At 72.4% G+C, this 25,997-nt stretch carries 18 protein-coding genes; 14 read left to right on the top strand and 4 right to left on the bottom strand.

Annotated features, from left to right (window positions below; translation table 11 throughout):
* Nucleotides 1-183 precede the first annotated feature (183 nt).
* The 6 genes from WME96_RS40055 to WME96_RS40030 are packed head-to-tail and all read left to right on the top strand — an operon-like array spanning nt 184 to nt 7,638.
* On the top strand, nt 184-1,224 hold the full coding sequence (locus WME96_RS40055; protein ID WP_433930367.1) for a BMP family lipoprotein: 1,041 nt from the start codon (nt 184-186) through the stop codon (nt 1,222-1,224).
* Between the two features lie 19 nt (nt 1,225-1,243).
* The gene (locus WME96_RS40050) at nt 1,244-2,341 is read left to right on the top strand and encodes an ABC transporter permease (RefSeq protein ID WP_437286824.1); all 1,098 of its coding nucleotides are present in this window, start codon (nt 1,244-1,246) and stop codon (nt 2,339-2,341) included.
* A 14-nt stretch (nt 2,342-2,355) separates the two neighbouring features.
* Nucleotides 2,356-3,438 carry an ABC transporter permease gene (locus tag WME96_RS40045; protein WP_437286823.1) on the top strand — a complete coding sequence of 361 codons (1,083 nt, stop codon included), beginning with the start codon at nt 2,356-2,358 and terminating at the stop codon, nt 3,436-3,438.
* Nucleotides 3,435-4,994 (top strand): ABC transporter ATP-binding protein, encoded by a 1,560-nt coding sequence (locus WME96_RS40040; RefSeq protein ID WP_437286822.1) that lies wholly within the window; start codon nt 3,435-3,437, stop codon nt 4,992-4,994. The genes WME96_RS40045 and WME96_RS40040 overlap by 4 nt, the downstream gene beginning before the upstream one ends.
* A complete protein-coding gene (locus WME96_RS40035) occupies nt 4,991-6,931 on the top strand; it encodes a DUF1585 domain-containing protein (protein WP_437286821.1) in 1,941 nt (646 codons plus the stop codon). The genes WME96_RS40040 and WME96_RS40035 overlap by 4 nt, the downstream gene beginning before the upstream one ends.
* 11 nt (nt 6,932-6,942) lie before the next feature.
* Nucleotides 6,943-7,638 carry a hypothetical protein gene (locus WME96_RS40030; RefSeq protein WP_437286820.1) on the top strand — a complete coding sequence of 232 codons (696 nt, stop codon included), beginning with the start codon at nt 6,943-6,945 and terminating at the stop codon, nt 7,636-7,638.
* On the opposite strand, the gene WME96_RS40025 is transcribed toward WME96_RS40030, so the two are convergent.
* Entirely contained in the window at nt 7,635-9,356 is a 1,722-nt protein-coding gene (locus WME96_RS40025; RefSeq protein ID WP_437286819.1) for an AAA family ATPase, read from the bottom strand. The two genes, WME96_RS40030 and WME96_RS40025, sit on opposite strands and share 4 nt — an antisense overlap.
* A gap of 181 nt (nt 9,357-9,537) precedes the next feature.
* Here WME96_RS40025 and WME96_RS40020 point away from each other — a divergent pair, with 181 nt between their 5' ends.
* From WME96_RS40020 to WME96_RS39990, 7 genes are all read left to right on the top strand, one after another.
* On the top strand, nt 9,538-10,914 hold the full coding sequence (locus WME96_RS40020; RefSeq protein WP_437286818.1) for a DUF1501 domain-containing protein: 1,377 nt from the start codon (nt 9,538-9,540) through the stop codon (nt 10,912-10,914).
* Nucleotides 10,911-12,089, top strand: coding sequence for a c-type cytochrome (locus tag WME96_RS40015; RefSeq protein ID WP_437286817.1), 1,179 nt, complete (start codon nt 10,911-10,913; stop codon nt 12,087-12,089). Before WME96_RS40020 ends, WME96_RS40015 begins: the two co-directional genes overlap by 4 nt.
* A gap of 115 nt (nt 12,090-12,204) precedes the next feature.
* Complete coding sequence (locus WME96_RS40010) at nt 12,205-13,854, top strand: metallophosphoesterase family protein (RefSeq protein ID WP_437286816.1); 1,650 nt, start codon at nt 12,205-12,207, stop codon at nt 13,852-13,854.
* A gap of 297 nt (nt 13,855-14,151) precedes the next feature.
* Nucleotides 14,152-14,991 carry a BPTI/Kunitz domain-containing protein gene (locus WME96_RS40005; RefSeq protein ID WP_437286815.1) on the top strand — a complete coding sequence of 280 codons (840 nt, stop codon included), beginning with the start codon at nt 14,152-14,154 and terminating at the stop codon, nt 14,989-14,991.
* Nucleotides 14,992-15,266: 275 nt separating this feature from the next.
* Entirely contained in the window at nt 15,267-16,982 is a 1,716-nt protein-coding gene (locus WME96_RS40000; protein ID WP_437286814.1) for a DUF1592 domain-containing protein, read from the top strand.
* Complete coding sequence (locus WME96_RS39995) at nt 16,979-18,388, top strand: DUF1552 domain-containing protein (protein ID WP_437286813.1); 1,410 nt, start codon at nt 16,979-16,981, stop codon at nt 18,386-18,388. The genes WME96_RS40000 and WME96_RS39995 overlap by 4 nt, the downstream gene beginning before the upstream one ends.
* Before the next feature lie 304 nt (nt 18,389-18,692).
* Entirely contained in the window at nt 18,693-19,601 is a 909-nt protein-coding gene (locus tag WME96_RS39990) for an aldo/keto reductase (RefSeq protein ID WP_437286812.1), read from the top strand.
* 37 nt (nt 19,602-19,638) lie between these two features.
* Here WME96_RS39990 and WME96_RS39985 read toward each other — a convergent pair whose 3' ends face one another.
* The gene (locus WME96_RS39985; RefSeq protein ID WP_437286811.1) at nt 19,639-21,429 is read right to left on the bottom strand and encodes a protein kinase domain-containing protein; all 1,791 of its coding nucleotides are present in this window, start codon (nt 21,427-21,429) and stop codon (nt 19,639-19,641) included.
* Nucleotides 21,430-21,764: 335 nt separating this feature from the next.
* Here WME96_RS39985 and WME96_RS39980 point away from each other — a divergent pair, with 335 nt between their 5' ends.
* Nucleotides 21,765-24,080, top strand: a complete 2,316-nt coding sequence (locus tag WME96_RS39980) for a helicase-related protein (protein WP_437286810.1) — start codon at nt 21,765-21,767, stop codon at nt 24,078-24,080.
* Between the two features lie 61 nt (nt 24,081-24,141).
* Here WME96_RS39980 and WME96_RS39975 read toward each other — a convergent pair whose 3' ends face one another.
* Both WME96_RS39975 and WME96_RS39970 read right to left on the bottom strand, forming a co-directional pair.
* Nucleotides 24,142-25,137, bottom strand: coding sequence for an HvfC/BufC N-terminal domain-containing protein (locus WME96_RS39975; protein ID WP_437286809.1), 996 nt, complete (start codon nt 25,135-25,137; stop codon nt 24,142-24,144).
* Nucleotides 25,134-25,994, bottom strand: a complete 861-nt coding sequence (locus tag WME96_RS39970) for a DUF692 domain-containing protein (RefSeq protein WP_437286808.1) — start codon at nt 25,992-25,994, stop codon at nt 25,134-25,136. The genes WME96_RS39975 and WME96_RS39970 overlap by 4 nt, the downstream gene beginning before the upstream one ends.
* Nucleotides 25,995-25,997 lie beyond the last annotated feature (3 nt).

Here is a 25,997-nt window from a genome sequence, read left to right as displayed (position 1 = left end):
GCCACCGTGCGACTGTGACAACGCCGCTCGAGAAAAAGTTGCTCCCGATCGCGCCGCAGCGCTCGAGCGCCCGGCGCGCCGCGGCCTTCACGCAGATGTGTGGTCAAATGTGCGCAAATGCAATCGCCGGGTTGCCTTGGTGCGCTGGCCGGTGTCCAATGCGACTTCCAAAGGAGATCCGGCATGTTGAAGAAGCGGCGCCTCGCGCTCGCGGTCCTTCTGGCGCTGGCCAGCGCGCTCCCGGCGTGCAGCAGGGACAAGAAGGCCGACTGCGCGACCCCCGAGGTGTTCTGCGTGGGCCTCGTGACCGACATGGGCAAGATCGACGACAAGTCGTTCAACCAGTCGGCGTGGGAGGCGCTCCAGCGGGCGCAGAAGGAGCTCGGCGCCACGACGCAGTACATCGAGACCACCGATCCGAAGGACTACCCCAAGAACATCGCGACCTTCGCCGAGGAGAAGTACGACGTCGTCGTGACGAGCGGCTTCGGGCTCACCGAGGCGACGCACGCCGCGGCCGCGCAGTTCACGGGCGTGAAGTTCATCGGGATCGACCAGTTCCAGGGGCCCGGCGCCGAGAAGCCGAACGTGGTCGGCCTCATCTTCCCGGAGGACCACGGCGGCTTCCTCGTCGGCGCGCTCGCCGCGATGATGACCAAGTCGGGGAAGGTCGGCGCCGTGCTGGCCACCGACGCCGTGCCGCCCGTCTGGCGCTTCGGCGAGGGGTTCCGCGCGGGCGCGCGGCACGTGAAGCCCGACGTCGAGCTCAGCGTCGTCTATCACAACGACGTCGGGTTCGATAAGACGTTCACCGATCCCGAGTGGGGGAAGACGACCGCCGTCTCGATGATCGACAAGGGTGTCGATATCGTCTTCGGCGGCGGCGGCAAGACGGGCAACGGCGCGCTGCTCGGCGCGGCCACGAAGAACGCCTACGCCATCGGCGTCGACACCGACCAGTACTACACGGTGCCAGAGGCCCAGAAGGTCCTGCTCTCCAGCGCCGTCAAGCTCATCAGCGACGGCGCCTTCGACCTCATCAAGATGGCCAAGGAGGGAAAGCTCCCGAGCGGGAACTTCACGGGCAAATCGGGCTACGCGCCGTATCACGATCTCGACGGCAAGGTGCCGGCCGAGGTGAAGGCGAAGATGGAGGAGCTCAGGAAGGCCCTCCTCGACGGGACCCTCAAGACCGGGGTGCCGCCGACCAAGCCGGGGCAGTGAGCGCCCGGGGAGCTCGGGCATGCGAGAGAGGCTGATCCGGCTCCTCCGTCCGCTGCTGCTGCCGGCCCTCTCGGTGTTCACCGCGATGGTCCTCGGCGGCGTCCTCATCGCCCTGGCCGGCGGCAATCCGATCGACGCCTATGCGGGCATGCTCGAGGGCGCGTTCGGGTCGCCGCGGGCGGTCAGCGAGACGCTCGTGTGGGCGACGCCGTACATCCTCGCCGGCCTGTCGGTCTCGCTGGCGTTCAAGGGCGGGCTGTTCAACATCGGGGCGGAGGGGCAGCTCGCGCTCGGGGCGCTCTCGGCCGCCTGGGCGGGCCACTGGCTGCCGCGGCTCGCCGGCGTGCAGTTGCCCGCGGCGCTGCACGTGCCCGTGACGCTGCTGCTCGGCGCGCTCGCCGGCGGGCTGTGGGCCGCGATCCCCGGGTGGATCAAGGCGCGCGCCGGCGGACACGAGGTGATCAGCACGATCATGCTCAACTACGTCGCGCTCAACGCGGTGAGCTTCCTGCTGAACGGCCCGATGAAGGATCCCACCCCGGGCAACGTGCTCTCCCGCACGCCGCTCATCGACGAGAGCGCGCGCCTCCCGGCGCTCGTCGACGGCTTCCGGCTGCACTGGGGCTTCCCGCTGGCCTTGCTCGCGGCGGCGCTCGTCGGGTGGGTCTTGCAGCGGACGGTCTTCGGCTTCGAGGTCCGCACCGCGGGGCAGAGCCCGGACGCCGCGCGCTACGCCGGGGTCCGCGTGGGCCGCACCGTGGTCGTGACGATGGCGCTCTCGGGCGCCCTCGCCGGGGTGGCCGGCGCCGTCGAGGTGAGCGCGCTGCACCACCGGCACGAGCTCGGGTTCTCGCAGGGGTACGGCTTCGACGCGATCGCCATCGCGCTCCTCGGCAAGGCGCACCCCGGCGGGACGGTGCTCGCCGCCCTGCTGTTCAGCGCCATGCGCAGCGGCGCGACCCGGATGCAGTACCTCACGCAGGTGCCGATCGACGTGATCTCCGTGATCCAGGCGCTGATCCTGCTCTTCGTCGCGGCGGACACCCTGGTCCGGCGCATCTACCGCGTGCGGGGCGAGCGCGAGCGGCTCGTGCTCACGCGCGGCTGGGGTGGCTGAGCGCGAGGGTGAAGATGGCCTATCGACGGTACGGGTTCATCGCCGCGGTCGTGTGCTTGCTGGTCCTCGTCGTCGCGCTGGTCGGCGCGTCGCGGGTGCCGCCGCTCACGATCGTGGCCAGCATGGCGGCCACGACGCTCGCCGTGGCCACGCCGCTCACGCTCGGCGCGCTCTCGGGCGTCTTCTGCGAGCGCTCCGGGGTCGTCAACCTCGGCATCGAGGGGATGATGCTCGCGGCGGCGTTCTCGGGCTGGTTCGGGTCGATCTACGCGAGCGCGGTCCTGCACCTCCCGCCGCTGCCGAGCCTGCTGCTCGGCGTCGTCATCGCGATCCTCACGGGCGCGGCGCTGGGCCTCCTGCTCGCGGTGCTTGCGGTGACCTTCGCGGTGGACCAGATCCTCGCGGGGACGGTGATCAACTTGCTGGCCGTCGGGCTCACCGGCTTCTTCAACCGACAGCTCTTCTTCGGGCCGGGCAGCTCGTTCGGCGGCCAGGTCCCGCACGCGCCCGGCGTCCTGCCGCGCCTCCACGTCCCGCTCCTCGCGGACATCCCCGTCGTGGGCCCCGTGTTCGAGCAGCAGCCGATCGCCCTGGCGGCCATCGCCCTGGTCGTCGTCACGCACCTCGTGCTGTTCCGCACGCGCTGGGGGCTGCGGGCGCGCGCCGTGGGCGAGCACCCGCGCGCCGCGGCCACGGTGGGGATCGACGTGGCGCGCGTGCGCTACGTGAACGTCGTGATCGGCGGCGCGATCGCGGGGCTCGGCGGGGCGTATTTCACGCTGGAGTCGGTGCCGTCGTTCGAGCCGATGATGACGAACGGCCGCGGCTTCATCGCCCTCGCGGCGATGATCTTCGGCGACTGGACCCCGTTCGGCGCGTGGGCCGCGGCGCTCGTCTTCGGCGCCGCGCAGGCGTTCCAGATCAACCTCCAGCTCTTCCGCGACCTCATCCCGCCGTCGTGGTCGTTCCTGCAGCAATCGTCGGTCGTGGGGCTCGTGCCGTACCTCCTGACGCTGCTCATCCTCACCGGCGTCATCGGCAAGACCACGCCGCCGGCCGCCGATGGCCAGCCGTACGAGCGGGAGGGGCACCGGTGACGGCCGTCCTCGAGGCCCGGGGGATCACCAAGCGGTTCGGCGGCGTCCTGGCCAACGACAGGGTCGATCTCGACCTCCGCGAGGGCGAGATCCACGCCCTGCTCGGGGAGAACGGCGCCGGCAAGTCGACCCTGATGAACGTCCTCTACGGGCTGGTGCGCCCGGACGAGGGGGAGCTCCGCCGCAGCGGGCGCCCCGTGGCGCTGCGCTCGCCGAGCGACGCGATCGCGCTCGGGATCGGCATGGTGCACCAGCACTTCATGCTGATCCCGGTGTTCACGGTCGCCGAGAACATCGTGCTCGGCGCGGAGCCCGCGCGGCGCGGCGGCGTGATCGACCGGCGGCGCGCGAGCGACGAGGTGCGCGCCCTGTCGACGCGCCACGGGCTCGGCGTCGACCCCGACGCCCGCGTCGAGGACCTCCCGGTCGGCGTGCAGCAGCGCGTGGAGATCATCAAGGCGCTGTACCGCAAGGCGGAGATCCTGATCCTCGACGAGCCCACGGCGGTGCTCACGCCGCAGGAGGCGGACGACCTGTTCCGCGTGCTGCGGGGGCTGACGGCGCAGGGGGTCTCGGTGCTGTTCATCACGCACAAGCTCAGGGAGGTGCTCGCGGTCGCCGATCGGGTGACGGTGATGCGCGCGGGCCGGGTGGTGGGCGCCGCGGTCCCGGCCGAGACCGACGAGCGCGGCCTGGCGGCGACGATGGTGGGCCGCGAGGTCGCGCTCCAGGTGACGAAGGCGCCGGCGAGCCCCGGGGCGGTCGTGCTCGAGGTGGAGCGCCTCGGCGTCGCGGGCCGGCGCGGGGCCGGCGGCGACGCGGTCCGCGAGGTGAGCTTCTCGGTGCGCGCGGGCGAGATCCTCGGCATCGCCGGCGTGCAGGGCAACGGCCAGACCGAGCTCGTCGAGGCGATCACCGGCCTGTCGGCGGCGCGCGGCGGGCGCGTGCTCCTCCGCGGCCGCGACGTCACCGGCGCGCTGCCCCGCGCGCTGATCGAGCGGGGCGTCTCGCACGTGCCCGAGGACCGGCAGCGCCACGGGCTCGTGCTCTCGTACTCGATCGCGGACAACCTCGCCCTCTGCACCTACCACAAGGCGCCGTTCTCCTCGCGCGGCGTGCTCCGCGACGAGGCCCGCGAGGAGAACGCGCGGCGCCTGGTAAAGAGCTTTGACATTCGCGCGCCGGGCCCCGATACGCCCGTCTCGGCGCTGTCGGGCGGCAACCAGCAGAAGGTGATCCTCGCGCGCGAGCTGAGCCGCCCGGTGGAGCTGCTCGTGGCGAGCCAGCCGACGCGGGGCGTGGACGTGGGGTCGATCGAGCACATCCACCGCGAGATCGTGGCCGCGCGCGACGCGGGGGCGGCGGTGCTGCTCGTGTCGGCGGAGCTCGATGAGGTGCTGTCGCTGTCGGACCGGATCGCGGTGATGTACCGGGGCGGGATCGTGGCGACGCGGGACGCGGGCGCCGTATCGCGGACCGAGCTCGGGATGCTGATGGCCGGGGCGGTCCCCGGCGAGGCCGCCCCGGAGGGCGCGGCCGGCGGGGTGGCGCCGTGAGCGGCTCGCGCGCCCTGCGCGCGCTGGCCGCGCCGGCGCTGCTCGCGGCGGCGGCCGCGGCCCTCGTCGCGCCGCCGTCCGCCGCCGCGCCGACGCTGGAGCAGTACCGGTATTTCCGCGCGCTCTCGCTCGATCTGGAGGGCCGGCTCCCGACGCGCGAGGAGCTCGCGGAGCTCGAGTCGCCGGGCTTCGATCTCGACGCCTGGATCGAGCGCCGCCTCGACGGCCCGGGGTACGTCGAGCGGCTCACGCGCATCTACATGGATGTCCTGCGGCTGGAGCTCGGCCCGGTGGGTCTGTTCACGCCGCTGGAGACGACGCTCCGCCGGGCGCAGGTGCTCGGCCCGGACGGCAAGCCGCTCTACGTCTATTACCGCCACAACCAGCGCCGCCTGCTCCCGGTGATCGACGGAGAGTTCTGCTTCGCCGAGGCCGAGAGCGGCCTCCGGGTGGCGAACTTCGCTCAGGTCACGGGGACGCCGAGGCCCATCCCCCAGCGGCTGCTCGACGAGCGGACCACGGTCGTGCGCCCGTTCTGGCTCTACCGCGATTACCTCTCGGTCGTGCCGACGCAGCGTTACGGCGCCGGGTGGAAGGACCCGGACAGCGCCTATGTCCCGCTGCCGCAGCTCCTGTTCGAGCCCGACGGCGCGACGCCGACGGTCGAGGTCCGGGTCTGCAAGGAAGAGGCGCAGACCGCCGACGTCGGCCGCATCTACGCGAGCGACATTCCCCCGTTGCCGAAGGGGGCTCCGCTGCCGGCGGGCCGCGCGCGCCCGCCGATGCCGGAGGATCGCTATGCCAGGGAGCACCGCGGCGAGCCGATCTCGTGCCGGAGCGCGCTCGCCTCGGTGATGAGCGTCGACTGCGGCTGCGGCATCGGCCTCGAGCATTGCCTGCCCGGCGACAGCTCCGGCAGGGATCCGCGCGGCTTCTCGCTGCCGGCGCACGTCCCGCTCGGCATCGAGGCGCCGATCGGCGCCGCGCCCCGCACGATGTCCGGCTGGCACAAGTTCTGGTGGTCGCAGGAGGCGATTCATCTCATGAATCACGTCTTCGGGGCCGACCGCGATTTCCGGGAGATCCTCACCGGGCGTTACACGTTCATCAACGGGCCGCTCGCGCAGTTCTATCGGTCGAGCGCGCCCGCGGCGTGCTGCTCGCTGCACAAATCGTTCGGGATGCGCGAGGACGAGGCGCCCCTGTTCTTGCCGGGCGCGGTGCCGCCGGTCGTCGCTCCGCACGACGTCTCGCAGTGGACGTTCATCCCCGATCGCGGGCCGCGCGCGGCGGGGATCATCACGACGCCGGTGTTCCTCACGAAATATTCCTCCCGCCGCGCGCGGGCGGCGGCGCTCTACGGCGCTTTCCTGTGCAAGAGCTTCACGGCCGAGCACGCGGAGCTCCCGCCCTCGGACGAGCCCGATCTGATGGTCCGGCCGGGCTGCTCGAGCTGTCACGCGAGGCTGGAGCCGCTCGCGGCGTATTTCACGCGGGTCGAGGAGACGACGTGGACCTATCTCCCCGCCTCCAGGTTCCCGATCGAGAACCCGGTGTGCAAGCTGAACGCGGAGGGCAAGACGGGCGGGTCGTGCCAGCGCTTCTACGATCCTGCGTTCTCGAGCCGGGAGCGCGGCGTGCTCCGGGGCGCCTATGCGTCACCGGACCACGCCGAGCGCGGCCCGGCCGGCGTCGCGGCCGATCTCACGCGCATGCCCGAGTTCGCGTCGTGCGCGGTCGAGCGCGTGACCGAGTCGTTCCTCGGGCGGCCGCTGCGCGACGAGGACGAGGCCCTGCTCCGCGCGCTCCGCGAGCGGTTCGTGTCGCGCGGCTACCGGATGCGGTCCCTGGTCGAGGCGATCGTCCGCTCGCCGGCCTATGCGCGCGCGAGCAACGATCGCCCCGCGCTCCCGCGCGGCGGCGGGGGCGCGCGGTGATGCGCGGCCGGGTGGGGGCCTTCGCCCTTGCCGGGATGGCCGCGCTGGCCGGCGCCTGCGCCCCGCCGGAGGCGATCGCGCCGCAGCCTGCCGCGCCGCTCCGGGAGACGGGGCGCGTCGCCCAGCGCCGCGACCCGAGGCGGGACGTGCGGCTCGTCCCGGCCGAGGCGTACCTGAGGACGTACCTGCGGCTCTTCGGCGGCCTGTCGCCCGCCGAGGTCGAGCGACGCGCGCGGGGGGACGACAAATCGGCGCTCTTCGATACGTGGGGAGACTACCTCGCGGCGCTCGGGCTGCCCGATCACAGCATCGATCTCCCGCGCGGCACGCAGACCAACGCGCTCATGATGGCGGCGTTCGAGCGGCTCGGCATCGCGCTCTGCGACCGCGCCCTGGAGCACGACCTGAAGGCGAGCGTGCCAGTCCCGATCGAGCGCCGGCTCATCTTCGCCTTCGACCTGCCCGCGGAGGACCTCGACGAGCCTGCCTTCGCTCCGCGCTTCGACGTGCTGCACCGGACCTTCCTGAGCTACCCCGCGCGCCTCGCGCCGCCGGACCGGCAGGGGAGGTTCTTCGCGCTCTACCAGGGCACGGTGGCGCGGCACCGCGCGAAGGGCGCGCCGAAGTCGCGGTTCTCGCCGGCCGAGGCGGGGTGGGCCGCGGTGTGTTACGGGCTCGTGCGACACCCGGAGTTCGTGCTGTATTAGGGGTCGCTGCTCGGCCGCGACCCGATCACGCCGGTCGCGGCGCGCACGGCCACCTGCTTGCCGTTGAACGCGACGGCGAGCGCGTGCACCGGAGAGGCGCCTGCGGCGCGGAGCTCGGCCGCGTAGTCCCGGCGGGCGATCTGCGCTATCCCATCTTCCAGCGCCTGCTCCAGCGTCTGGCCGCCCCGCGCCACCTTCATCTCCAGCACGATCCCGGGTTTGCCGGGCTGTCGAGGCCGCACCAACACATCGGGCCTCCCTTCTCCGGATTCGCGGTTCGACCGCACCTCGTAGTCCGGCTCCAGCGTGGCGAGCAGCCCTGCGACGAACCCGTGATAGACCTCCTCGGGCCCCAGGCGGCGCGCTTCATGGTAGGAGAGCACGTTGGTCACGAACGCCCGGAGCTGCTCCTCGAAGGTCGCCACATCTCCGCTGAGCAGCGCCCGCACCAGCCGCCGCGAGCTCGCGCCCTGGCCGGACAGCCGCTCCTCCATCCAGTCCCGGAAGGTGCTGGTATAGACCTCGCGCACCTCGTCGTTCGGGATCGACAGTCGATACGACGGCACGTGGGTCGTCCCGGTCTCCGTTGCCTCTGCGCGCAGGTACCCCGAGAACACGAGCAGCCCGAAGAGCGCCCGCGGGCTCCCCGGAAGCTGATCGAAGGCCACGTTCTCGTCGAGCCGCTGCTCGATGGCGCCCCCCTCGAGCAAGACCGCGATGTCGTCCTCGACGTCCAGCGCGTGGAACACCAGCAGGTCCCGGATGAGCTCGTTCGCGCTGGTGGACACCCAGTAGCTGCGGGTGCGCCTGTCGTCGCTGGCCAGGAAGCTCAGCACCGACCATGGGTTGTAGACCACGGTCTCGCCGAAGACATAACCATTGTAGGCCCGGCGCACGCTCGCGAGCAGGCCGAGCGCGCCCCCGTCCCTGAGGAGCGCGATCACCTCGGGCTCGGTGAAGCCGAAGCAGGTGGAGAACTCGGTGCGGAGGAGCGAATAGACCCCGATGTTGTTGAGGCCCGAGAAGATGCTCTCCCTCGCCACCCGCAGGATGCCTGTGAGCACCGCCCTGGACAGGTGGGGGTTGTCCTTGATCCCGCCGGTCAAGAAGGCGCGGAAGAAGTCGAGCACCTCGCGGGCGTAGCCCCCGACGAAGCCGGCGTGGATGGGCTCGTCGTACTCATCGATGAGGATGACGGCCTGCTCGCCGTAGGCGCGGTGCAGGTATGCGGACAGGTCGAAGAGCGCGCGCTGATAAAGAACGTCGTCCGCCCTGCCGTCGAGGATGGCTCGATAGTCGCGCTCTTCCCGTTCGCTGAGCGCGCCCGCATCGAGCAGCGCCCGGTGCTCGTCGAAGAGCGCCTCGATCTTCTTCTGGATGGCCTTCCAGCACGCCTCGAAGGTTGGCGCCTTGACGTCCCGAAAGGTCATGAACACGACCGGATAACGCTGGAAGTGCGCGCGGTACGCCTCGCCCGCGCGCCAGATGGCGAGACCCTCGAAGAGGTGCGAGAGGTCCTCGTCGCGCCTCTCGAAAAAGTACCGGAGCATCGACAGGTTCAGCGTCTTGCCGAACCGCCGCGGCCGCGGGAGCAGGAGCCCGAGGAGCCCCGGGCGATCGAGCAGCTCCTGGATGAGGTGAGACTTGTCCACGTAGACCAGCCCGCGCTCGCGCAGATCGCGAAAATCGGAGACGCCGATGGGGATGCGCTGGCTCATCGTGAACGCTCGACGCGTGGGGCATCCGGAGCATGGAGAAGAGCGCGCGCGAGAGCAAGCGGGCAGGTCGGGCCGCGGACCGTCGCGCGGCGACCGCGCGCGCCGCGATGCGCTCAGGTACCGGGCCGCGCTGCCGCGCTCTCTTGCACGCTCCCATCACCGGGGGCACACTGCGCTCGCGATGGCTCTCGCGCTCCCGCGCCGCGCGCTGCTCCAGGCCGCCGCAGGCGCGGCGCTCGGCCTGTCGGCGGGCTCGCTCGGCCTGCCGGCGCGCGCGCTCGCCGCGCAGACCAAGGCGGCGGAGGACGACTTCTTCGTCTTCATCCACGCGTCCGGCGGCTGGGACGTCACGCTCTGGGCCGACCCGCGGAACGAGGCCAGGGGGCTCGTCGACCCGGCCACGACCGACAACACCGACGCCGCGCCGCTCCGCCTCTGGGTCGACGCGCCCGGGCCCGGCGGCGCGAAGACCTTCGCCCCGGTGAGGCCGCAGGGCTCGAACCTCGCGTTCGGCCCCGGCATCGGCGCCCTCGCGGAGCTCCACGACCGGCTGTGCGTCGTCAACGGGCTGGCGATGAACACCGTCAGCCACCCCGACGGCATCGCCTTCGCCACCACCGGCAGGCACCTCAGCGGCGGCCGCTCCACGTCGTCCAGCGTCGACGCGATCTGCGCGAGCGAGCTCGGCGCGGGCCAGACCTTCCCCGTCGTCTCCGTGCAGTTCCCCTCGTCGTTCGTCGGCGACCGCCTCGACCGCCGCGCCGCCCCGCTCATGGTGGCGGACATCGGCACGATCAGCCGCTCGCTCACCCGCGCGAGGCTCTACGACACCGCCGAGGACCGCGACGCCGTGACCGCGCTCCTCTCCGAGGAGGCCAGGTCGCTCGCCGCGCGCGCCAGCACCACCGTCACCCTGGACGGCTTCGCGCTCCAGGCAGAAGGGCTCGCCAGGATGCTCAAATCGGGCCTCCAGGACGTGTTCTCCAGGGGCAAGCTCGTCCAGGCGCACCCGGAGTTCAACCACACGGCGCGCTTCGCCAGGCAAGCAGCGGTCAACGCCGCCTTCGCGCTCGAGGCGATGCGGCGAAACGTCGTCCGCTGCGTGAGCTTCTCGAGCACCGGGTTCGACACGCACACGAGCAACTACCGCCAGCACGCGGCCACGCAGCAGGAGCTCTTCGATCTGATCGCCGCCCTCGTCCGCTCGCTCGACGCGACCCCGCACCCGACCCGGGCCGGCAAGAAGCTCTCGGATCACACCCACATCCTCGTGACGAGCGACTTCGCGCGCACGCCGCAGATCAACACGGCGATGGGCCGCGACCACTACCCCAACAACTCCGCGATGGTGATCTCCCCCCGCTTCCGCGGGAACTTCTCGTTCGGCAAGACCGACCCGGAGCAGCTCCTCCCGGCCGCCGCGAAGACGTTCCAGGGCGGCCCGCGCCCGATCGCCCCGCCGGACCTGCTCGCCACCTTCCTGTTCGCCTTCGGCATCGCGCCGCGCGAGCACCTGCGCGACGGCGAGGTCGTGCCGGAGCTGCTCCGGAGCCCGTGACGCTCCTCCGCAGCGCGGCCTCCAGGGCCCTTCTCGCGCTCGCCGTCGCGCTCGCCGGCTGCGCCGGGCAGGCCGCGGCGCCGCCGCAGCCGCTCGCCGTGCAGCCGGTCGCGTGGCCCCCCTCGGCCGATCTCGGCCCCGTCCGCGCGGTCGCCGACGACGGCCGCCGCGTCGTGCTGTTCCACGACGGCGCCGCGGCCGTCTTCGTGGACGGCGCGCTCGCCCGGGTCGAGCGCGCGCCCCACCGCTGGGTCGGCGCCGCGGCGCTCCCCGCGCCCGACGGCCACGGCACGTGGATCGTCGGCGTCGACGCCGAGGGGCGCCTCCTCAGGCTGCCGGGCCAGGGCGCGCTCGAGCCCGTCTCCGATCGCTACGGCCTCGAGCGCGCCCCGGTGCGGGCCGCGCTCGGCCTCGGCGGAGCCGGCGCCGCCTTCGCGCTGGACGGCGAGATCGCGGTGGCGGACGGCGCCACGGTCACGCGCTACGCGACCGGGCCGCTCGCGACGTTCGCGGCAGGCGGCGGGCGCGTGGCCTTCGCGCTCGGCGACGGGCTCCGCGCCCTCGACGTCGCCGCGCGGGCGCTGCGATCGTACCCGCTGCCGGACGGCCCCGCGCCGCTCCTCGCCGTCACCGGCGCCGGCAGGCTGCTCGCGGCGACGCCCGCGGCGCTCTACGAGGAGGACGCCGCCGGCGTGCTGCGCCTCCGGCTGCGGGCGAGCGCCGCGCTCCACGGGCTCGCCGTCTCCGGCGATCGCGTGTGGTTCGCCGACGGCGACGAGCTCGGCGTGCTCGACGGGACGGGCGCGCGCGAGACCCGCGGCGCGCGCCTCCCGCGCGGCGGGAAGCTCATCGGCTCGCCGAGCGGCGACGTGTGGCTGCTGGCGTCGGGCGCCCTCCGGCGCTTCTCGGCGGGCGGCGGCGGCGCCGCGCCCGCCTGGGACGACCTCGCGCCGGTCGTCGCCCGCGCGTGCGCGCCCTGCCACCTCCCGGGCGGCGAGGGCGGGGTCGACCTCTCCACGCCCGCGGCGTGGACGACGACGACCTCGCTGCGGGAGTCCATCGCGCGCCGGGTCCTCGAGGAGCGGACCATGCCGCCCCCGGGGCGCGCGCTGTCCGAGGCTGATCGCGCGCGGATCCGCGCGTTCCTCGGCCGCATGAGGCCGCCCGAGCCGTGAGGCGCGCGGCCGTCGCCGCGGCGCGCCCGTCTTGCGCTACCCTGGGGCACCACCGCGAGAGGAGAGCTGCCTGATGATGTCGTTCAGCCCTGATCCACGCGTCGCTGAGCAGCAGATGCAAGCCATCATCTACTATCTCACGGGGTTCGGTTACATCGACGGCGAGCTCGACGCGACGGAGAAATCCTTCATCCGCGGCTACATCCAGGAGCTCGTGTCGCAGCGCGCGCGCGACGCCCTCGGCGCCGAGGCCCAGGCGAACCAGGACGTCATCGCGCGGTGGACCGCCCACTTCCACGAGGTGTTCGCCGAGGTCGACCACCAGATCCAGACCCTCTTCACCGAGAGCGTCGCCGACGGAGAGGACCCGAGGGACTTCGTCCTCGCGAAGATCAAGCTCCGCTGCTTCGAGCTCCTCGACGGCTTCGACGACGACAGCCGCGAGGCGCTGCTCGCGATCGTCGACGGGCTCATGCTGGCCGACGGCGTCGTCCACCCGAACGAGCAGCGGTTCCGCGACGAGCTCTTCGCCCTGCTCGCCGCCCCGACCGAGATCGAGGACGTGGACATCGAGCCGGTCGAGCAGGGCGCGATCGTGATCGATCCGGCCACGCGCAAGAAGGCGCGCGAGGTCGATCACCCGTTCTTCAAGGCGTTCGAGTGGGACTACGCGAGCGACCCGGCCACGTTCGCGGAGCAGGCCAAGGTCGACCTCGACCTGATGCGCAGGTTCGAGGAGAAGCTCGAGGAGCAGCGCGCGCGCGGCGCGGGCCGGCTCGACGGCGCGACGGATTTCTCGGGCTTCGCCGGGCAGCCGCCCTTCCTCGATGGCCACATCTACGTCGCCTCGCCCGACCCCGCGGAGGAGGTCGAGCTCCTCGTCATCGGCGACCTGCACGGCTGCTACTCGTGCCTCAAGGCGGCGCTGATGCAGGCCGACTTCTTCGCCAAGGTGCAGGCGCACCGCGAGGACCCGGCGCATAACCCCCGGATGATGCTCGTGTTTCTGGGCGACTACATCGACCGCGGCAGGTTCAGCTACAACGGCATCCTGCGCACGGTGATGCAGCTCTTCCTCGCCGCGCCCGACAACGTCTTCGTGCTGCGCGGCAACCACGAGTACTACGTCGAGCTGAACGGCCGCGTGCTCGCGCCGGTGCGGCCCTCCGAGGCGATGAGCTCGCTCGCGGCGATCGCGCCGAACGAGGTGTTCGCCGCGTACATGCGCCTCTTCGAGGCGCTCCCGAACATGCTGATCTTCGATCGCATCCTCTTCGTCCACGCGGGCGTCGCGCGCGACGACACCCTCGCCGCCAAGTGGCGGTCGCTGTCCTCGCTCAACGACCCCGACATCCGCTTCCAGATGCTGTGGAGCGACCCCAGCGAGGCCGACGCGATCCCCGCGGAGCTCCAGCGGGCCACCGCCCGATTCCCGTTCGGCAAGCGGCAGTTCAAGAGCTTCATGCAGAAGATCGGCTGTACCACCCTGATCCGCGGCCACGAGCGCATCCCGGAGGGCTTCCGCGTCGTCTACGACGAGCCCGACGGCGTGCTCCTCACCCTGTTCTCCGCCGGCGGGAAGACGAACGACGATCTGCCGCCGACCAGCAATTACCGCGAGGTCACGCCGATGGCGCTCACCATCCGGTACAAGGGCGGAGTCAGTCAGCTCACGCCGTTCGTGATCGAGTACGAGCGGTACAACGACCCCAAGTACAACGCGTTCTTCCGCGAGCAGCTCCCGTCGCTCGAGATCTCCGCGTGACGGGCGCGCGCGCCGCGTGACGGGCGCGCGCTGACGCACATCGGCGCTGATCGGCCGATGGGTGGGATGACGTCGCCTGCGCGCGCGCCGCGCGCCGCCGAACCCGCGCGCTGCCGAGCCCGCGCTGCACCTCGACGACGTCGTCACGGTGTGCCGCTCCGCCTGGCACACCGTCGGCTGGCATGCCATCGAACCCGCATGAAACTCCTTCAATCGATGGGCTTATCCGCGGGCGGCCAAGGGCACGCGGGTTGCAATGCATCTGGCATGCATCGCCGCTTATCCCTCGGTCTTGGCTTGCTTACCTCTCTCCTGCTCGCCGTGGGCTGCGGCGGGACGGCGAACAACGGTGGACCGGGCGGCGGGGGCCCGGGCGGCGGGGGCCCGGGCGGCGGCGGTCCTGTCGCGGGCAGCGGCGGCGGATCGGTCACGGGCAGCGGCGGCGGCTCGGTCGCGAGCAGCGGCGCTGGCGGAGAACTGCCGGCCCGGTGCGCGCTGCCGCAGGACGTCGGCCCCTGCGACGCGGCGATGCCGCGCTACTGGCACGACCCGAGCACCGGCGTCTGCGTTCCGTTCACGTGGGGCGGCTGCGACGGCAACGAGAACCGCTTCGAGTCGCTCGCGGCCTGTCAGGAGGCCTGTCAGGGCGGCGCCCCGGACATGGATACATGCGCGTCGGCGGGCGATTGCGTCCTCGCCTCACCGCGCTGCTGCGCCTCCTGCGACCCTGTCGACGCCAGCGCGTTCGTCGCCATCCACCGCGAGTCGGCGGCGGATTACTCGGTCTCCACCGGGTGCGGGGACGTGGCGTGCGCGCCGTGCCCCCCGGCCACCGAGGCCGAGCGCACCTCCCAGTACTTCACCGCCGCGTGCGAGAGCGGGCGCTGCGTCGTCCTCGACGTGCGCGAATCCCCGCTCACCGAATGCACGCAAGACGCGGACTGCGCCCTGCGCGACGGCGTCGGGTGCTGCGAGGGGTGCGACGGGACAGGCATCGTCGCCCTCAACCAGAGCGCGGATCTCCGCGGCATCGTCTGCCCCGAGGGGTTCGGCGCGTGCCCTCCCTGCGCGCCGGTGTATCCGGAAGGAATGACGGCGAAATGCTCAGAGGGCAGGTGTCAGCCCTCGATGCCGTGAATGAAGGCGTCCCCGGTATGCGCCATCAGGCGCCGTCACCCGAGCCGTAGATAAGCCTCTCCCCGCCACCCACAGCCGGCGCCTCCCCGGCCGCAGCCGAGCCGCGGCGCGTCACCACCGCGCTTCGGCATCGCCCCTGAACGGATCCTGCGCACGGACGAAAAGCGGCCGCGTCGCGCTCGCCGCGTTGACCGTCGGCGCTTGTCGCCGATAGCCTGTCTCGGGACCCGCTTGTACATTCTTGCTTTTCGACCTCTCCACGAAGGGAGCTGCCCTTGAAACGAAGCACCCCGAGGATGCTGCTCGCGGCCCTCGCGCTCTCTGGCGCGGCCGCGTGCTCGGGAACCGACCGAGCCCCGGACGGATCCTCGAGCTCCGGCGACGGCCCTGACCCTGGCACCGGCCCTGACACCGGCGTCCAGTGCGCGCCCGGCGTCACCGCGCCCGGCCCGACGCCGCGGCTGACGCGGCTCACGCACGCGCAGTACGACAACACGATCCGGGACCTCTTCGGCAAGGACATGAAGGCCTCGGCGTCGTTCCTCGCGGACCCGGCGTTCGAGGGGTTCAACAACAACGCCAGGGCGCTCACCGTCTCCGACCGCCTCGCCCGCGATTACCGCCGCGCCGCCGAGACCATCGCGGAGAGCGCGGTCGTCGACCAGGCCGTGCTCGGCAAGATCCTGCCCTGCGCCCCCGAGGGCGACGGCGCCGCGTGCGCCCGGCGGTTCATCCAGGAGCTCGGCAAGCGCGTCTACCGGCGGCCGCTCTCGGCGGAGCAGGAGGAGGCGTACGTCGCCGCGTTCGCGCGCGGCGAAGGCCTCTTCGAGGCGGGCACGCCGTTCGAGCAGGGCGTCCGGCACGTGATCGAGGCGATGCTCCAGTCGCCGCACTTCCTGTACCGCGTCGAGCTCAGCGAGGAGCTCGACGGCGAGGACATCATCCCGCTCGACGGCTACGAGGTCGCGACCCGGCTCTCCTACCTGCTCTGGAACAGCCTGCCCGACGACGCGCTCCTCGCGGCCGCCGAGGGCGGGGCGCTGGGCACGCCCGAGGGCGTGGAGACCGAGGCGCGGCGCATGCTGGCCGATCCCAGGGCGATGAGCGCCCTGGACGACTTCCACGACCAGTGGCTGCAGGTGAGCCGCTACGACGACCTCACGAAGGATCCGGCGCTCTATCCGGACTTCGACGCGAGCGTGTCGTCGGCCATGAAGGCCGAGACACGGCAGTTCATCCGGCACGTCGTCCTCGAGATGGAGGGCGATTACGAGGCGCTGATGACCGCGTCCGTCGGCTTCGTGAACGACAAGCTCGCGCCGATCTACGGCGTCGAGGGCTCGTTCACGAGCGAGCTCGTGGAGACGCCGCTCGACCCGGGCGCGCGCGCAGGGCTGCTCACGCAGGCCGGCTTCCTGAGCTCGCACGCGTTCTTCAACAAGACGTCTCCGATCCACCGCGGCGTGTTCATCCAGCGCCAGATCCTCTGCGCGGACCTGCCGGATCCGCCGGCGAACATCAACACGGAGCTGCCGCCCATCCAGGGCGAGATCCGGACGACGCGGGATCAGGTGGAGGCGCACACGTCCCCGAAGGCGTGCAGCGGGTGCCACGGCATGATCAACCCGCCCGGGTTCGCGTTCGAGCACTTCGACGCTGTCGGCCGGTACCGCGCCGACGAGGGCGGCGCGCCGATCGACGCGTCCGGCACGATGACGGTCGGCGTGACGGAGATGCGCTTCGACGGGGCCGTCGACCTCGTGAAGCAGCTCGCGCAGAGCCCCGTCGCGGAGCGGTGCTATCTGACGAACTGGTATCGATACGGCAATGCCCGCCAGCTCGCGCCCGAGGACGCGTGCACGATCGAGGAGCTCGACGCGAAGCTCGTCGAGACCGGGTACAACATCAAGGAGCTGCTCGTCGCGCTCACGCAGACGAAGACGTTCAGGAACCGTGCGGTGGAAGACGCAGCGGAAGAGGTGGAGCAATGAATCGCAGAACGTTCTTGCGGGGCGCGTGCGGGGTGATGCTCGGCCTCCCGTTCCTCGAGTCGCTGCGGGCGCGCGACGCCAAGGCCGACGCGCCGGCCGCGCCGCGCCGGTTCATCGCCTTCTTCATGTGCAACGGCGTGAACATGGACCGGTTCTTCCCGGGCACGGCGTACGGCGCGCTGACGGCCGCCTCGTTCGGCGCGGAGCGGGCGATCGCGCCGCTCGCCGCGTACCGGGACAGGCTCCTGATACCGCGGGGCATTCACATGGCGCCGCGCGGCTTCGGGCGGGACATGAGCGCGGGCGACGATCACGCGAAGGGGATCGGCTGCAAGCTCACGGCGCAGCCGCTCGTCCAGGGCAGCCAGTACCCCGCGGGGATCTCGCTCGATCAGTTCATCGCGAACAAGATCAACCCGCCGGGCACGCCCGCGCTGACGCTGATGGTCGGGGCGAAGACCCCCAACGTGCGCGGGCACATCTCGTACAGCGGCCCCGAGCAGCCCGTCTCGGGCGAGAACAACCCGTGGCTCGCGTACCAGGACCTCATCGGCGTGACGAACCTCGAGGAGGAGGCGATCGTGCGGCTCACGAAGCGCCGCCAGAGCGTGCTCGACCTGGTCGGGGCCGAGTACGAAGGCCTGCTCAAGAAGAAGCTCAGCAAGGCCGATCGCGACAAGCTCGACATGCACTTCCAGACGGTGCGCGACCTCGAGGTGGGCATGGGCAACGCGGGGGTCATCCCGCGCGAGCTCCCGGCCGAGCGGGCGGCGGAGATCGAGGGGATCAACCCGGAGACCGTGTCGTTCGACGCCGAGTTCCGGACGATCGGCCGCATGCAGATGGACATCCTCGCGCTGGCGATCGCGACCGGCGCGACGCGCTCGGCGACGCTGCAGTGGGGCTCGGGCGCGCACGGGCCCATCTTCAGGTGGGACGGGATGAACCACGAGTACAACCACCACAAGCTCTCTCACGGGAACACGAAGGACGATGACACAGGGAGCGTCGTGGACGGCTACCAGGAGATGCTCTTCGACATCGATCGCTGGTTCATCGGCGAGTATGTCTATCTGCTCGACCGGCTCGCGGGCTATGACGAGGGCGGGACCTCGGTGCTCGACAACAGCGCTGTCGTGTTCATGAACGAGCTCTCCAACGGGAAGTGGCACGACTTCCGCGACCTGCCGTACATCATCGCGGGGAGCTGCGGCGGCTACCTGAAGACGGGCCAGTACATCAAGGTGACGCGGCAGCAAGACACGGTGCAGGACGTGGACGCCCCCCACAACAAGCTGCTCACGACGCTCGCGAACGCGGTCGGCTGCACCGAGGAGGGCGGGGGGCCGATAAAGAAGTTCGGCTCCTTCGGCGAGGAAGGCGAGTTCGACCAGCTGAAGGCCTGAGCAGCCCATCTCCTGGACAGGCGGCGCCGCCTGCGCGCCGGAGCGCCGCGCCCGCGCTGCCTGGCACATCCCCTGCTATCCAGCTTCGTCCTCGAAAGGAGCGCTGCCTTTTATGATGAAGCGACCTTCCCGACGGACATTCCTTTCGACAGTGGGTGCCGGCGTCGCGCTCAGCGCATGTGCAGGAAGCGCGCAGGTGGGGCAAAACGCTACATCCGCGAGCGGGGGTTCTCAGGACCCCCCCGAGGGGCCTGCGCCCGGCGCGCCCGGGGAGAAGGACGTCGAGCTGCCTGCCGGGGGCGTGATGCCGACGAGGCCTCTCGGGCGGACTGGCGTGAACGTCAGCCTCGTGGGGCTCGGCGGATTCCACATCGCGAAGCCGAAGGACGAGCAGGAGAGCATTCGACTCGTCCGCTTCGCGATCGATCACGGGATCAACTTCCTCGACAACTGCTGGGATTATAACGAGGGCAGGAGCGAGGAGCTGATGGGCAAGGCGCTCCAGGACGGTTATCGCCAGAGGGCCTTTCTGATGACGAAGCTCGACGGCCGCACGCGCGCGGTCGCCGAGGCGCAGCTCGAGCAGTCGCTCCGGCGGCTGCGGACCGACGTCATCGATCTCGTGCAGATGCACGAGATCATCCGGATGAGCGATCCCGAGCAGATCTACGGGCCGGGCGGCGCGATGGAGGCGCTCGTGGCCGCGAAGAAGGCCGGCAAGATCCGGTTCATCGGCTTCACCGGCCACAAGGACCCGGACATCCACCTGGCCATGCTGCAGATGGCGGAGCGCCAGGGCGTGCCGCTCGACACCGTGCAGATGCCGCTCAACGTGATGGATCCCCACTACCGCAGCTTCGAGAAGAAGGTGCTCCCCGTGCTGACCGAGCGCGGCATCGGGGTGCTCGGGATGAAGCCGTTCGCCAGCGGGGAGATCATGAAGACCGGGGCGGTCTCGGCGACCGATTGCCTGCATTACCCCATGAGCTTGCCGACGTCGGTGGTCATCACCGGCTGCGACACGATGGGTGTCCTCAAGCAGGCGCTCAGGGCGGCCTACACCTTCCAGCCGCTCGGCAGCGAGCGCGTCTCGGCGATCCTCGCGCGCACCGCCGCGCTCGGGGCCACGGGGAAGCACGAGCAGTTCAAGACCACGGAACGCTTCGACGGGACGACCAAGAATCCGCACTGGCTGACGACGGCGAAGGTCTGAGCTGAAAAGGGCTGCAAGATGAGGGGATTCCTTCGGTTCAGAAGCCGAAGGTCGGATCCCTCTCGGAAGCTCCCTTGCTGGTGGGCGCAGCCGGGGCAGGCCGCCTGGGCGGGGGAGGGGACGACGGGCGCGCCGGCCTGGCCGCCCTCGGGGCGCCCGACGGGGATGCCGCCGGGGGCGCGGCGGGTTCGGCCGAGGCTGACGAGGAGGCGGCGGGGAGGGCGCTCGAGGGAGGCGTGGCGGGCTCCTGCTCGGCTGATGCTGGCGGCGTGGCGGGCTCCTGCGCGACGGGGGTCGGCGGCGCAGCGGGCTCCTGCGCGACGGGCGAAGGCATGTCCGCCGGCGTGACGGGCGCTTCCGGAGCGGGCGATCGAAGCACGACGACGGCGACGATCCCCGCCGCGATCGTCAGCGCGCTGGCGACAACGGCCGGCAGCGCCCAGCTGGACGAGGATCGACGCTCCGGTGGCGCCGGGAGGGCGCCTCCCACGGCCTCCAGCGTGCCGCCCGGGCCTGGGACCCCGCCAGGCACCTGCATGCGACCCGCGACGACCGTCTCGCCCGCAGTGAGCGTGCCGCCGGCGCCGACGCCGACATCGAGGGCCACCGTGCCGCCCCGGAAGGCCGGCGCGCTGTCCGAGCCCGGCGCGCCCAGCGCCTGTGTGTTGCCAGAGCCCGGGGGCATGTGAGACGGCGCGCTGCCCAGCGCCGGTGTGTTGCCCGGGCCTGGGGGGGCGTGAGACGGCGCGCTGCCCAGCGCCGGTGTGTTGCCCGGGCCTGGGGGGGCGTGGGACGGCGCGCTGCCCATCGCCGGTGCGCTGCCCAGCGCCGGTGCGCTGCCCATCGCCGGCGCGCTGCCCGACCCGTGCACGCCCATCGCCGGCGCGCTGCCTGCGCCCGGCCTGCCCAGCGCCGGCGCGCTGCCCAGCGCCGCGAGCGCGCCGGTCGAGTCCATCGCGTCGCGACCCGCCGGGAGGGGCGTGCGGTGCACGGCCGCGGCGAACGCGTGGGCGAGCTCGCTCGCGCTCTGGAAGCGCTCCGCGGGCTCGCGCTTGAGCGCGCGCGCCAGGAACTGGTCCAGCTCGGGCCAGAGGTCCGGCGCGAGCTGCGAGGGGACCGGGATGTCGCCCGTGCAGATCTCCACGAGCACGTCGCCGAGCTCCTCGCCGGGGAAGGGGAGCTGGCCGGTGAGGCACTGGAAGATGATCACCCCGAGCGACCAGAGATCGCTCCGGTGGTCCATCGTCTTGCTCCGGCGCACCTGCTCGGGGCTCATGTAGTGCGGCGAGCCGATGAGCGTGCCCGTCTTCGTCGCGTCGGCGGCCAGCCCGGTGCCGGTCGCCTTGGCGACCCCGAAGTCGAGGATCTTGACGACCTCCTCGCCCTGGCGCGCGAGGAAGATGTTCGCCGGCTTCAGGTCGCGGTGGATGAGCCCCACCTCGTGCGCGCGGCGGAGCGCCTTGCACACCTGGACCATGACGCCCAGCGCCTCGGCCGGCGCGAGGCGCCCCCGGCGCACCAGGTACGCCGCGAGATCCTCGCCTTCGAGGAGCTCCATCGCGAGGTAGGGCGTGTCGCCCTCGAGCCCGTAGTCGTAGACGTGGACGACGTTGGGCGTCCGGAGCTGGGCCGAGGCCTTCGCCTCGCGCTCGAACCGCGCGCGCGCGACCGGGGAGTCGGCGTGCTGCGGCCTCATGAACTTGAGCGCGACCTGGACGTCGAGCTGGAGGTGCCGGGCCACCCAGAGGAAACCCATGGCGCCGCCCGCCAGCGGCCGCTCCAGGCGATACTTCCCACCGACGACGCTCCCCGCTTCAAGCGACAGCATGCGATCGAGCCTTCCGCGTCCCAGGGTCCTTGCGTACGGGCCCACGGGGTCTAGCAGAGGCGGGGCCCAGTGTCGCCGTTCTTACACCCGCTGGCATCTCGCCTCATCATGCCATGGCCGAGGCGGCGCGACGAAGGCCGAGCGCGGGCGGGCTGCTGTCGCATTTCTCCTCCTCACCGCGCACCCCGCCGCCATGGGTCCCCCGCCGCTACACGCCGCCTGCGACCACGACCAGAATCCCACGGACGAGCCCATCCACCCGCGCCGCGCCGGGCGCGCGCTCTTCCGCCGCGCCGGGGGGTCTTTACGGCGTCCGGTACTAAGCTGCGCGCGGCATGGCCGACGCCTCCGCGATCACCGCCGTCCTGGGTCCGACCAACACCGGCAAGACCCACCGCGCCATCGAGCGCATGCTCGCGCACGACTCGGGCATGATCGGCCTGCCCCTGCGGCTGCTGGCGCGCGAGGTCTACGACCGCGTGACCACCCGGGTCGGCGAGGCCCGCGTCGCGCTCGTCACCGGCGAGGAGAAGCGCGTCCCGAGGCGGCCGGACTACTGGGTGTGCACCGTCGAGGCGATGCCGATCGACCTCGAGGTCGATTTCCTCGCCATCGACGAGATCCAGCTCGCCGCCCACGACCAGCGCGGCCACGTGTTCACCGAGCGGCTGCTCCTCTCGCGCGGGCGGCGCGAGACCTGGTTCCTCGGCGCCGACACGATGCGGCCCCTCATGTCCGACCTCGTGCCCACGGCGAAATTCGTCCAGCACCCGCGGCTCTCTCGCCTCACGAGCGCCGGCGCCGGCAAGCTCTCGCGGCTGCCGCCGCGCAGCGCCGTGGTCGCGTTCTCGACCCCGCAGGTCTACGAGATCGCCGAGCGGCTGCGCGCGCAGCGGGGCGGCGCGGCGGTCGTGCTCGGCGCGCTCTCGCCGCGCACGCGCAACGCGCAGGTCGCCATGTTCCAGTCGGGCGAGGTCGACTACCTCGTCGCCACCGACGCGATCGGCATGGGCCTCAACCTCGACGTGCGCCACGTCGCGTTCGCCGCCCTGCGCAAGTTCGACGGCCGCGACGTGCGCGACCTCGACCCCGCCGAGCTCGCGCAGATCGCCGGCCGCGCGGGCAGGCACCTCGCGGACGGCACCTTCGGCACGGTCGCGCCGCTGGCGCTCCCCGACGGCGTCGCGGCCGCGATCGAGGCGCACCGCTTCCCCGCCGTGCGGCGCCTGCGCTGGCGCAACAGCGAGCTCGACCGCAGCTCGATCGACGCGCTCCTCGCGTCGCTGCGCGTGCCCCCGCCCGCCCGCAGCCTCAAGCTCGTCCACGACGCCGAGGACGCCGCCGCCCTGGCGCGGCTCGCCGAGGACCCGGAGGTCCGCGCCCGCGCGCGCGGCAGCGAGGCCGTGGGGCTGCTCTGGGAGGTCTGCCGCATCCCCGACTTCCGCAAGCTGCTGTTCGAGTCGCACGTCGCGCTCCTCGCCGAGATCTACGGGCAGCTCTCGGGCCCGAGCGCGGCGCTCGACCCCGGCTGGATGGCCGCCCGGGTGGCCGAGATCGACGACGTGGGCGGCGACATCGACACGCTGATCACGCGGATCGCCTCGATCCGGACGTGGACCTACATCTCGAACCACGGGCGCTGGGTGCGCGACGCGGGGGCGTGGCAGGACCGCACGCGCGCGATCGAGGATCGGTTGAGCGACGCGCTCCACGAGCGGCTGGTGCAGCGCTTCGTCGAGCGCGGCGGCGGGGCGGCGGGCCGCTTGCGGGCGGCGTCGAGCGCGCGGGCCGGAGCGCGCCCGCCGCAGCGCCGGCCGGAGGCCGAGGAGCCGGTGAAGGTCGCGCCCGATCACCCGTTCGCGCGCATCGCGGCGATGCGCGCCCTGCTCGCGCCGGGGCCGACGGCGCCCGCGCCCGAGGACGACCGGGCGCGCTGGGTCGAGTCGATCGTGGGGGCGCCGCACGAGCGCTTCTCCGTCGACGTGGCCGGGAGGATCTTCGACGGCGAGCAGCTCCTCGGGCAGCTCGCGCGCGGCCCGGCGCTGCTCCTGCCCGACGTGCGGCTCGCCGCGCTCGACGACCTCGGCGCGGGGGCGCGGTCGCGGGTCCTGCGGCGGCTCGTGGCGTTCGCGCGCGACCTCGTCGAGGAGCTCCTCGCGCCGCTGCGGTCGCCCGAGGTGCGCGGGCTCCAGGGGGCGGCGCGCGGGATCGTCTACCAGCTCGAGCAGGGCCTCGGGACGGCGGCGGCGCGCGACGCCGGCGAGCAGATCGCGGAGCTCGCGCCGGAGGACCGCGCGCTCCTCTCGGCGCACGGCATCGAGGTGGGCGAGCGCGTGATCTACGCGCAGCAGCTCCTCCGGCGCGGCGCGCTGGAGCGCCGGCTCGCGCTGTGCGCGGCGTGGTTCGACCGGGGCCGCGTGCCCGCGTGCCCGGCGCCGGGCGCCGTGTCGGTGGCGGTCGCGCGGGGCGTGGACCCGAGGGCGTACGCGGCGATCGGCTACCCGGTGTTCGGGACGCGGGCGATCCGCGCGGACGTGGCGGAGCGGGTGCACCGGGCGCTCGTGAGCGGCGAGCCCGCGGCGCGGCTCTCGAGCTGGATGGGCTGCCCGGCGCGGGAGGCGCCGCGCGTCGCGGCCTCGCTGCTGGGGTAGGCGGGGGGAGCCGCCCGCGGGAGGGCAGGGGCGCGGCGCGGACGCGCTGCGCGCGCGGGGCTCACGCTCGGCCGGGGTCGTCGACCGCTGCCTGCTGCGCGCGCGGCTCGGCCTCGGCGAGCCCCGTCCACCAGCCGCTCGCGAGGGCGAGCGCGATCCAGCCCTGGAGATGGGCGCGCAGCGGCGCTGCTTCCGCCGCCGAACAGGCCTGCTCGACGTCGGCGAGGGCCTGCCCGAACGGCAGCTCCCGGCAGCGATCGAGCAGCCGGGCGAACAGCGGATCCACGGAGGTCGCGGTCGTGCCGCCGGCGCTCCGGGCGAAGACCCAGCAGCGCGTCGACGGGTGGCGGCGCAGGGGGCCCGGCGCGCCCTCGTCCTGGTCGCCCCCCGTGAGCCGCGAGAAGCGGGCGAGGTCCCAGTCCTCGCGGGTCAGCGTGCAGGAGACCGCGAAGCGCAGCCGCGCTTCGGACGATAGCGCGAGCCTGGCGAGCTCCTCCGGCGTCGGGCGCCAGAGCCCCTCGAACGGCGATTCGTACGCGTGCCGCTCTGCCTCATCCATCTGGAGCGCCTGGCGCACCATCGCGAGCGGCGCTCTCGACAGCTCGATCCGCCGGCACCACGCGTCCTCGCGCGCCGGGCGCCCCGGTCGGCGATCGCGGCGCGCGTCGTCGAGGCGCTGCAGCGCGCGGCGGAGCCGCGCAGAGAACCCGCGGGCTGCCTCGTCGAGGTCGAAGTGCCGCGGCGGGTGCTCGGCCAGGTGCAGCGCGGCCAGGTGGTTGAAGTGCCAGTAGCTCACCGCGCGCGACACGCGGGGGAAGCTCGTCTGGAGGGCGGTGAACAGCCGCATCCAGTACTGGCGGTGATAGAGCGCGAGCCGCTCCGACGGAGCGGCGCTCCCGGGGCCGCCCTTCAGCTGCGCCACGAGGCGCGCAGGATACTGATCCTGCCGCTCCCGGAAGACGCCTGGTTCCGGGTCGAGCGGCGAGCGCAGGACCGCGGTGAAATCGCGCTGGAGCTCTCGCAGCCAGCCCGGAGGATCTCCGCCCCTCGGGCTCATGCAGACCGCGCCCGCCGCGCCTTGTCGAGCTCCGCGAGCGCCACGGGCAGGGGCGGGATCTCCGCGTCCCACTCGAGGAGCGTCGGGAAAGGGCCGCCCCGGCGCCACGCCTCCTCGTAAAGAGACCACACCTCGTCGCATACCGGACGATCGTGCGTGTCGTGCCGCAGGCCCGAGGGCAATGTCTGGTGGCCGGCCAGGTGGACCTGCAAGACCCGGCGCCAGGGCACGCTGTCGAGGTACTCGCGCGGATCGAACCCGTGATTCACGCTGGAGACGAACACGTTGTTGAGGTCCAGCATGGTCCAGCACCCGGACTCCTCCACGACGCGACGGTAGAACTCCCACTCCGGCATCGCGTCGCGCTCCCAGGCGACGTACGAGGAGAGGTTCTCGATCCCGAAGGGGACGCCGAGGGCCTCCTGGACGTCGAACGCCCGGCCGGCGGCGTAGGGGATCAGCTCCGGATCGCAGGGCGCCGGCAGGAGATCGTGGTGCGTCACGCCCTCGAACGCCGTCCAGCAGAGGTGATCCGTGAAATAGGGGATATGGAGCTCCTGGATCAGGTCCCTGAGCCGGGACAGGTAGTCTCGGTCGAGGGGGGCCTCGCCGAGCAGATTCAGCGACACGCCGTGGGCGACGATGGGATAGCGCTCGGCGACGCGACGGAGCCGCTCCCGGGGCAAGGGAGCGGCGCCGAGGTAGTTCTCTGCGATGATCTCGAAGAAGCCCAGCCCGGGCCGGAGCCGCTCGATCGCCTCGTAGTGCGGCGGACGCAGGCCGAGGCCGAGCGCGTCTCGCGGGAGCGCTCGCGCGAGAGGCGCCTGATCGCCGGCGGGGGGTCGCTGCGCGTGCATCGG

The organism is Sorangium sp. So ce406 (assembly GCF_051474675.1).
Lineage (GTDB): Bacteria > Myxococcota_A > Polyangia > Polyangiales > Polyangiaceae > Sorangium > Sorangium cellulosum_G.
Note: the sequence above shows the minus strand (reverse complement) of the source record. Positions and strands in the feature narration are given on the sequence as shown.

Excerpts from the sequence above, each read along its gene's own strand:
- WME96_RS40025 (WP_437286819.1), bottom strand. The coding sequence starts at position 9,356 with ATGAGCCAGCGCATCCCCATCGGCGTCTCCGATTTTCGCGATCTGCGC.
- WME96_RS39985 (WP_437286811.1), bottom strand. The coding sequence starts at position 21,429 with ATGCTGTCGCTTGAAGCGGGGAGCGTCGTCGGTGGGAAGTATCGCCTG.
- WME96_RS39990 (WP_437286812.1), top strand. The coding sequence starts at position 18,693 with ATGCCGACGAGGCCTCTCGGGCGGACTGGCGTGAACGTCAGCCTCGTG.
- WME96_RS40010 (WP_437286816.1), top strand. The coding sequence starts at position 12,205 with ATGCAAGCCATCATCTACTATCTCACGGGGTTCGGTTACATCGACGGC.
- WME96_RS39995 (WP_437286813.1), top strand. The coding sequence starts at position 16,979 with ATGAATCGCAGAACGTTCTTGCGGGGCGCGTGCGGGGTGATGCTCGGC.
- WME96_RS39975 (WP_437286809.1), bottom strand. The coding sequence starts at position 25,137 with ATGAGCCCGAGGGGCGGAGATCCTCCGGGCTGGCTGCGAGAGCTCCAG.
- WME96_RS40055 (WP_433930367.1), top strand. The coding sequence starts at position 184 with ATGTTGAAGAAGCGGCGCCTCGCGCTCGCGGTCCTTCTGGCGCTGGCC.
- WME96_RS39970 (WP_437286808.1), bottom strand. The coding sequence starts at position 25,994 with ATGCACGCGCAGCGACCCCCCGCCGGCGATCAGGCGCCTCTCGCGCGA.
- WME96_RS40020 (WP_437286818.1), top strand. The coding sequence starts at position 9,538 with ATGGCTCTCGCGCTCCCGCGCCGCGCGCTGCTCCAGGCCGCCGCAGGC.
- WME96_RS39980 (WP_437286810.1), top strand. The coding sequence starts at position 21,765 with ATGGCCGACGCCTCCGCGATCACCGCCGTCCTGGGTCCGACCAACACC.
- WME96_RS40045 (WP_437286823.1), top strand. The coding sequence starts at position 2,356 with ATGGCCTATCGACGGTACGGGTTCATCGCCGCGGTCGTGTGCTTGCTG.
- WME96_RS40050 (WP_437286824.1), top strand. The coding sequence starts at position 1,244 with ATGCGAGAGAGGCTGATCCGGCTCCTCCGTCCGCTGCTGCTGCCGGCC.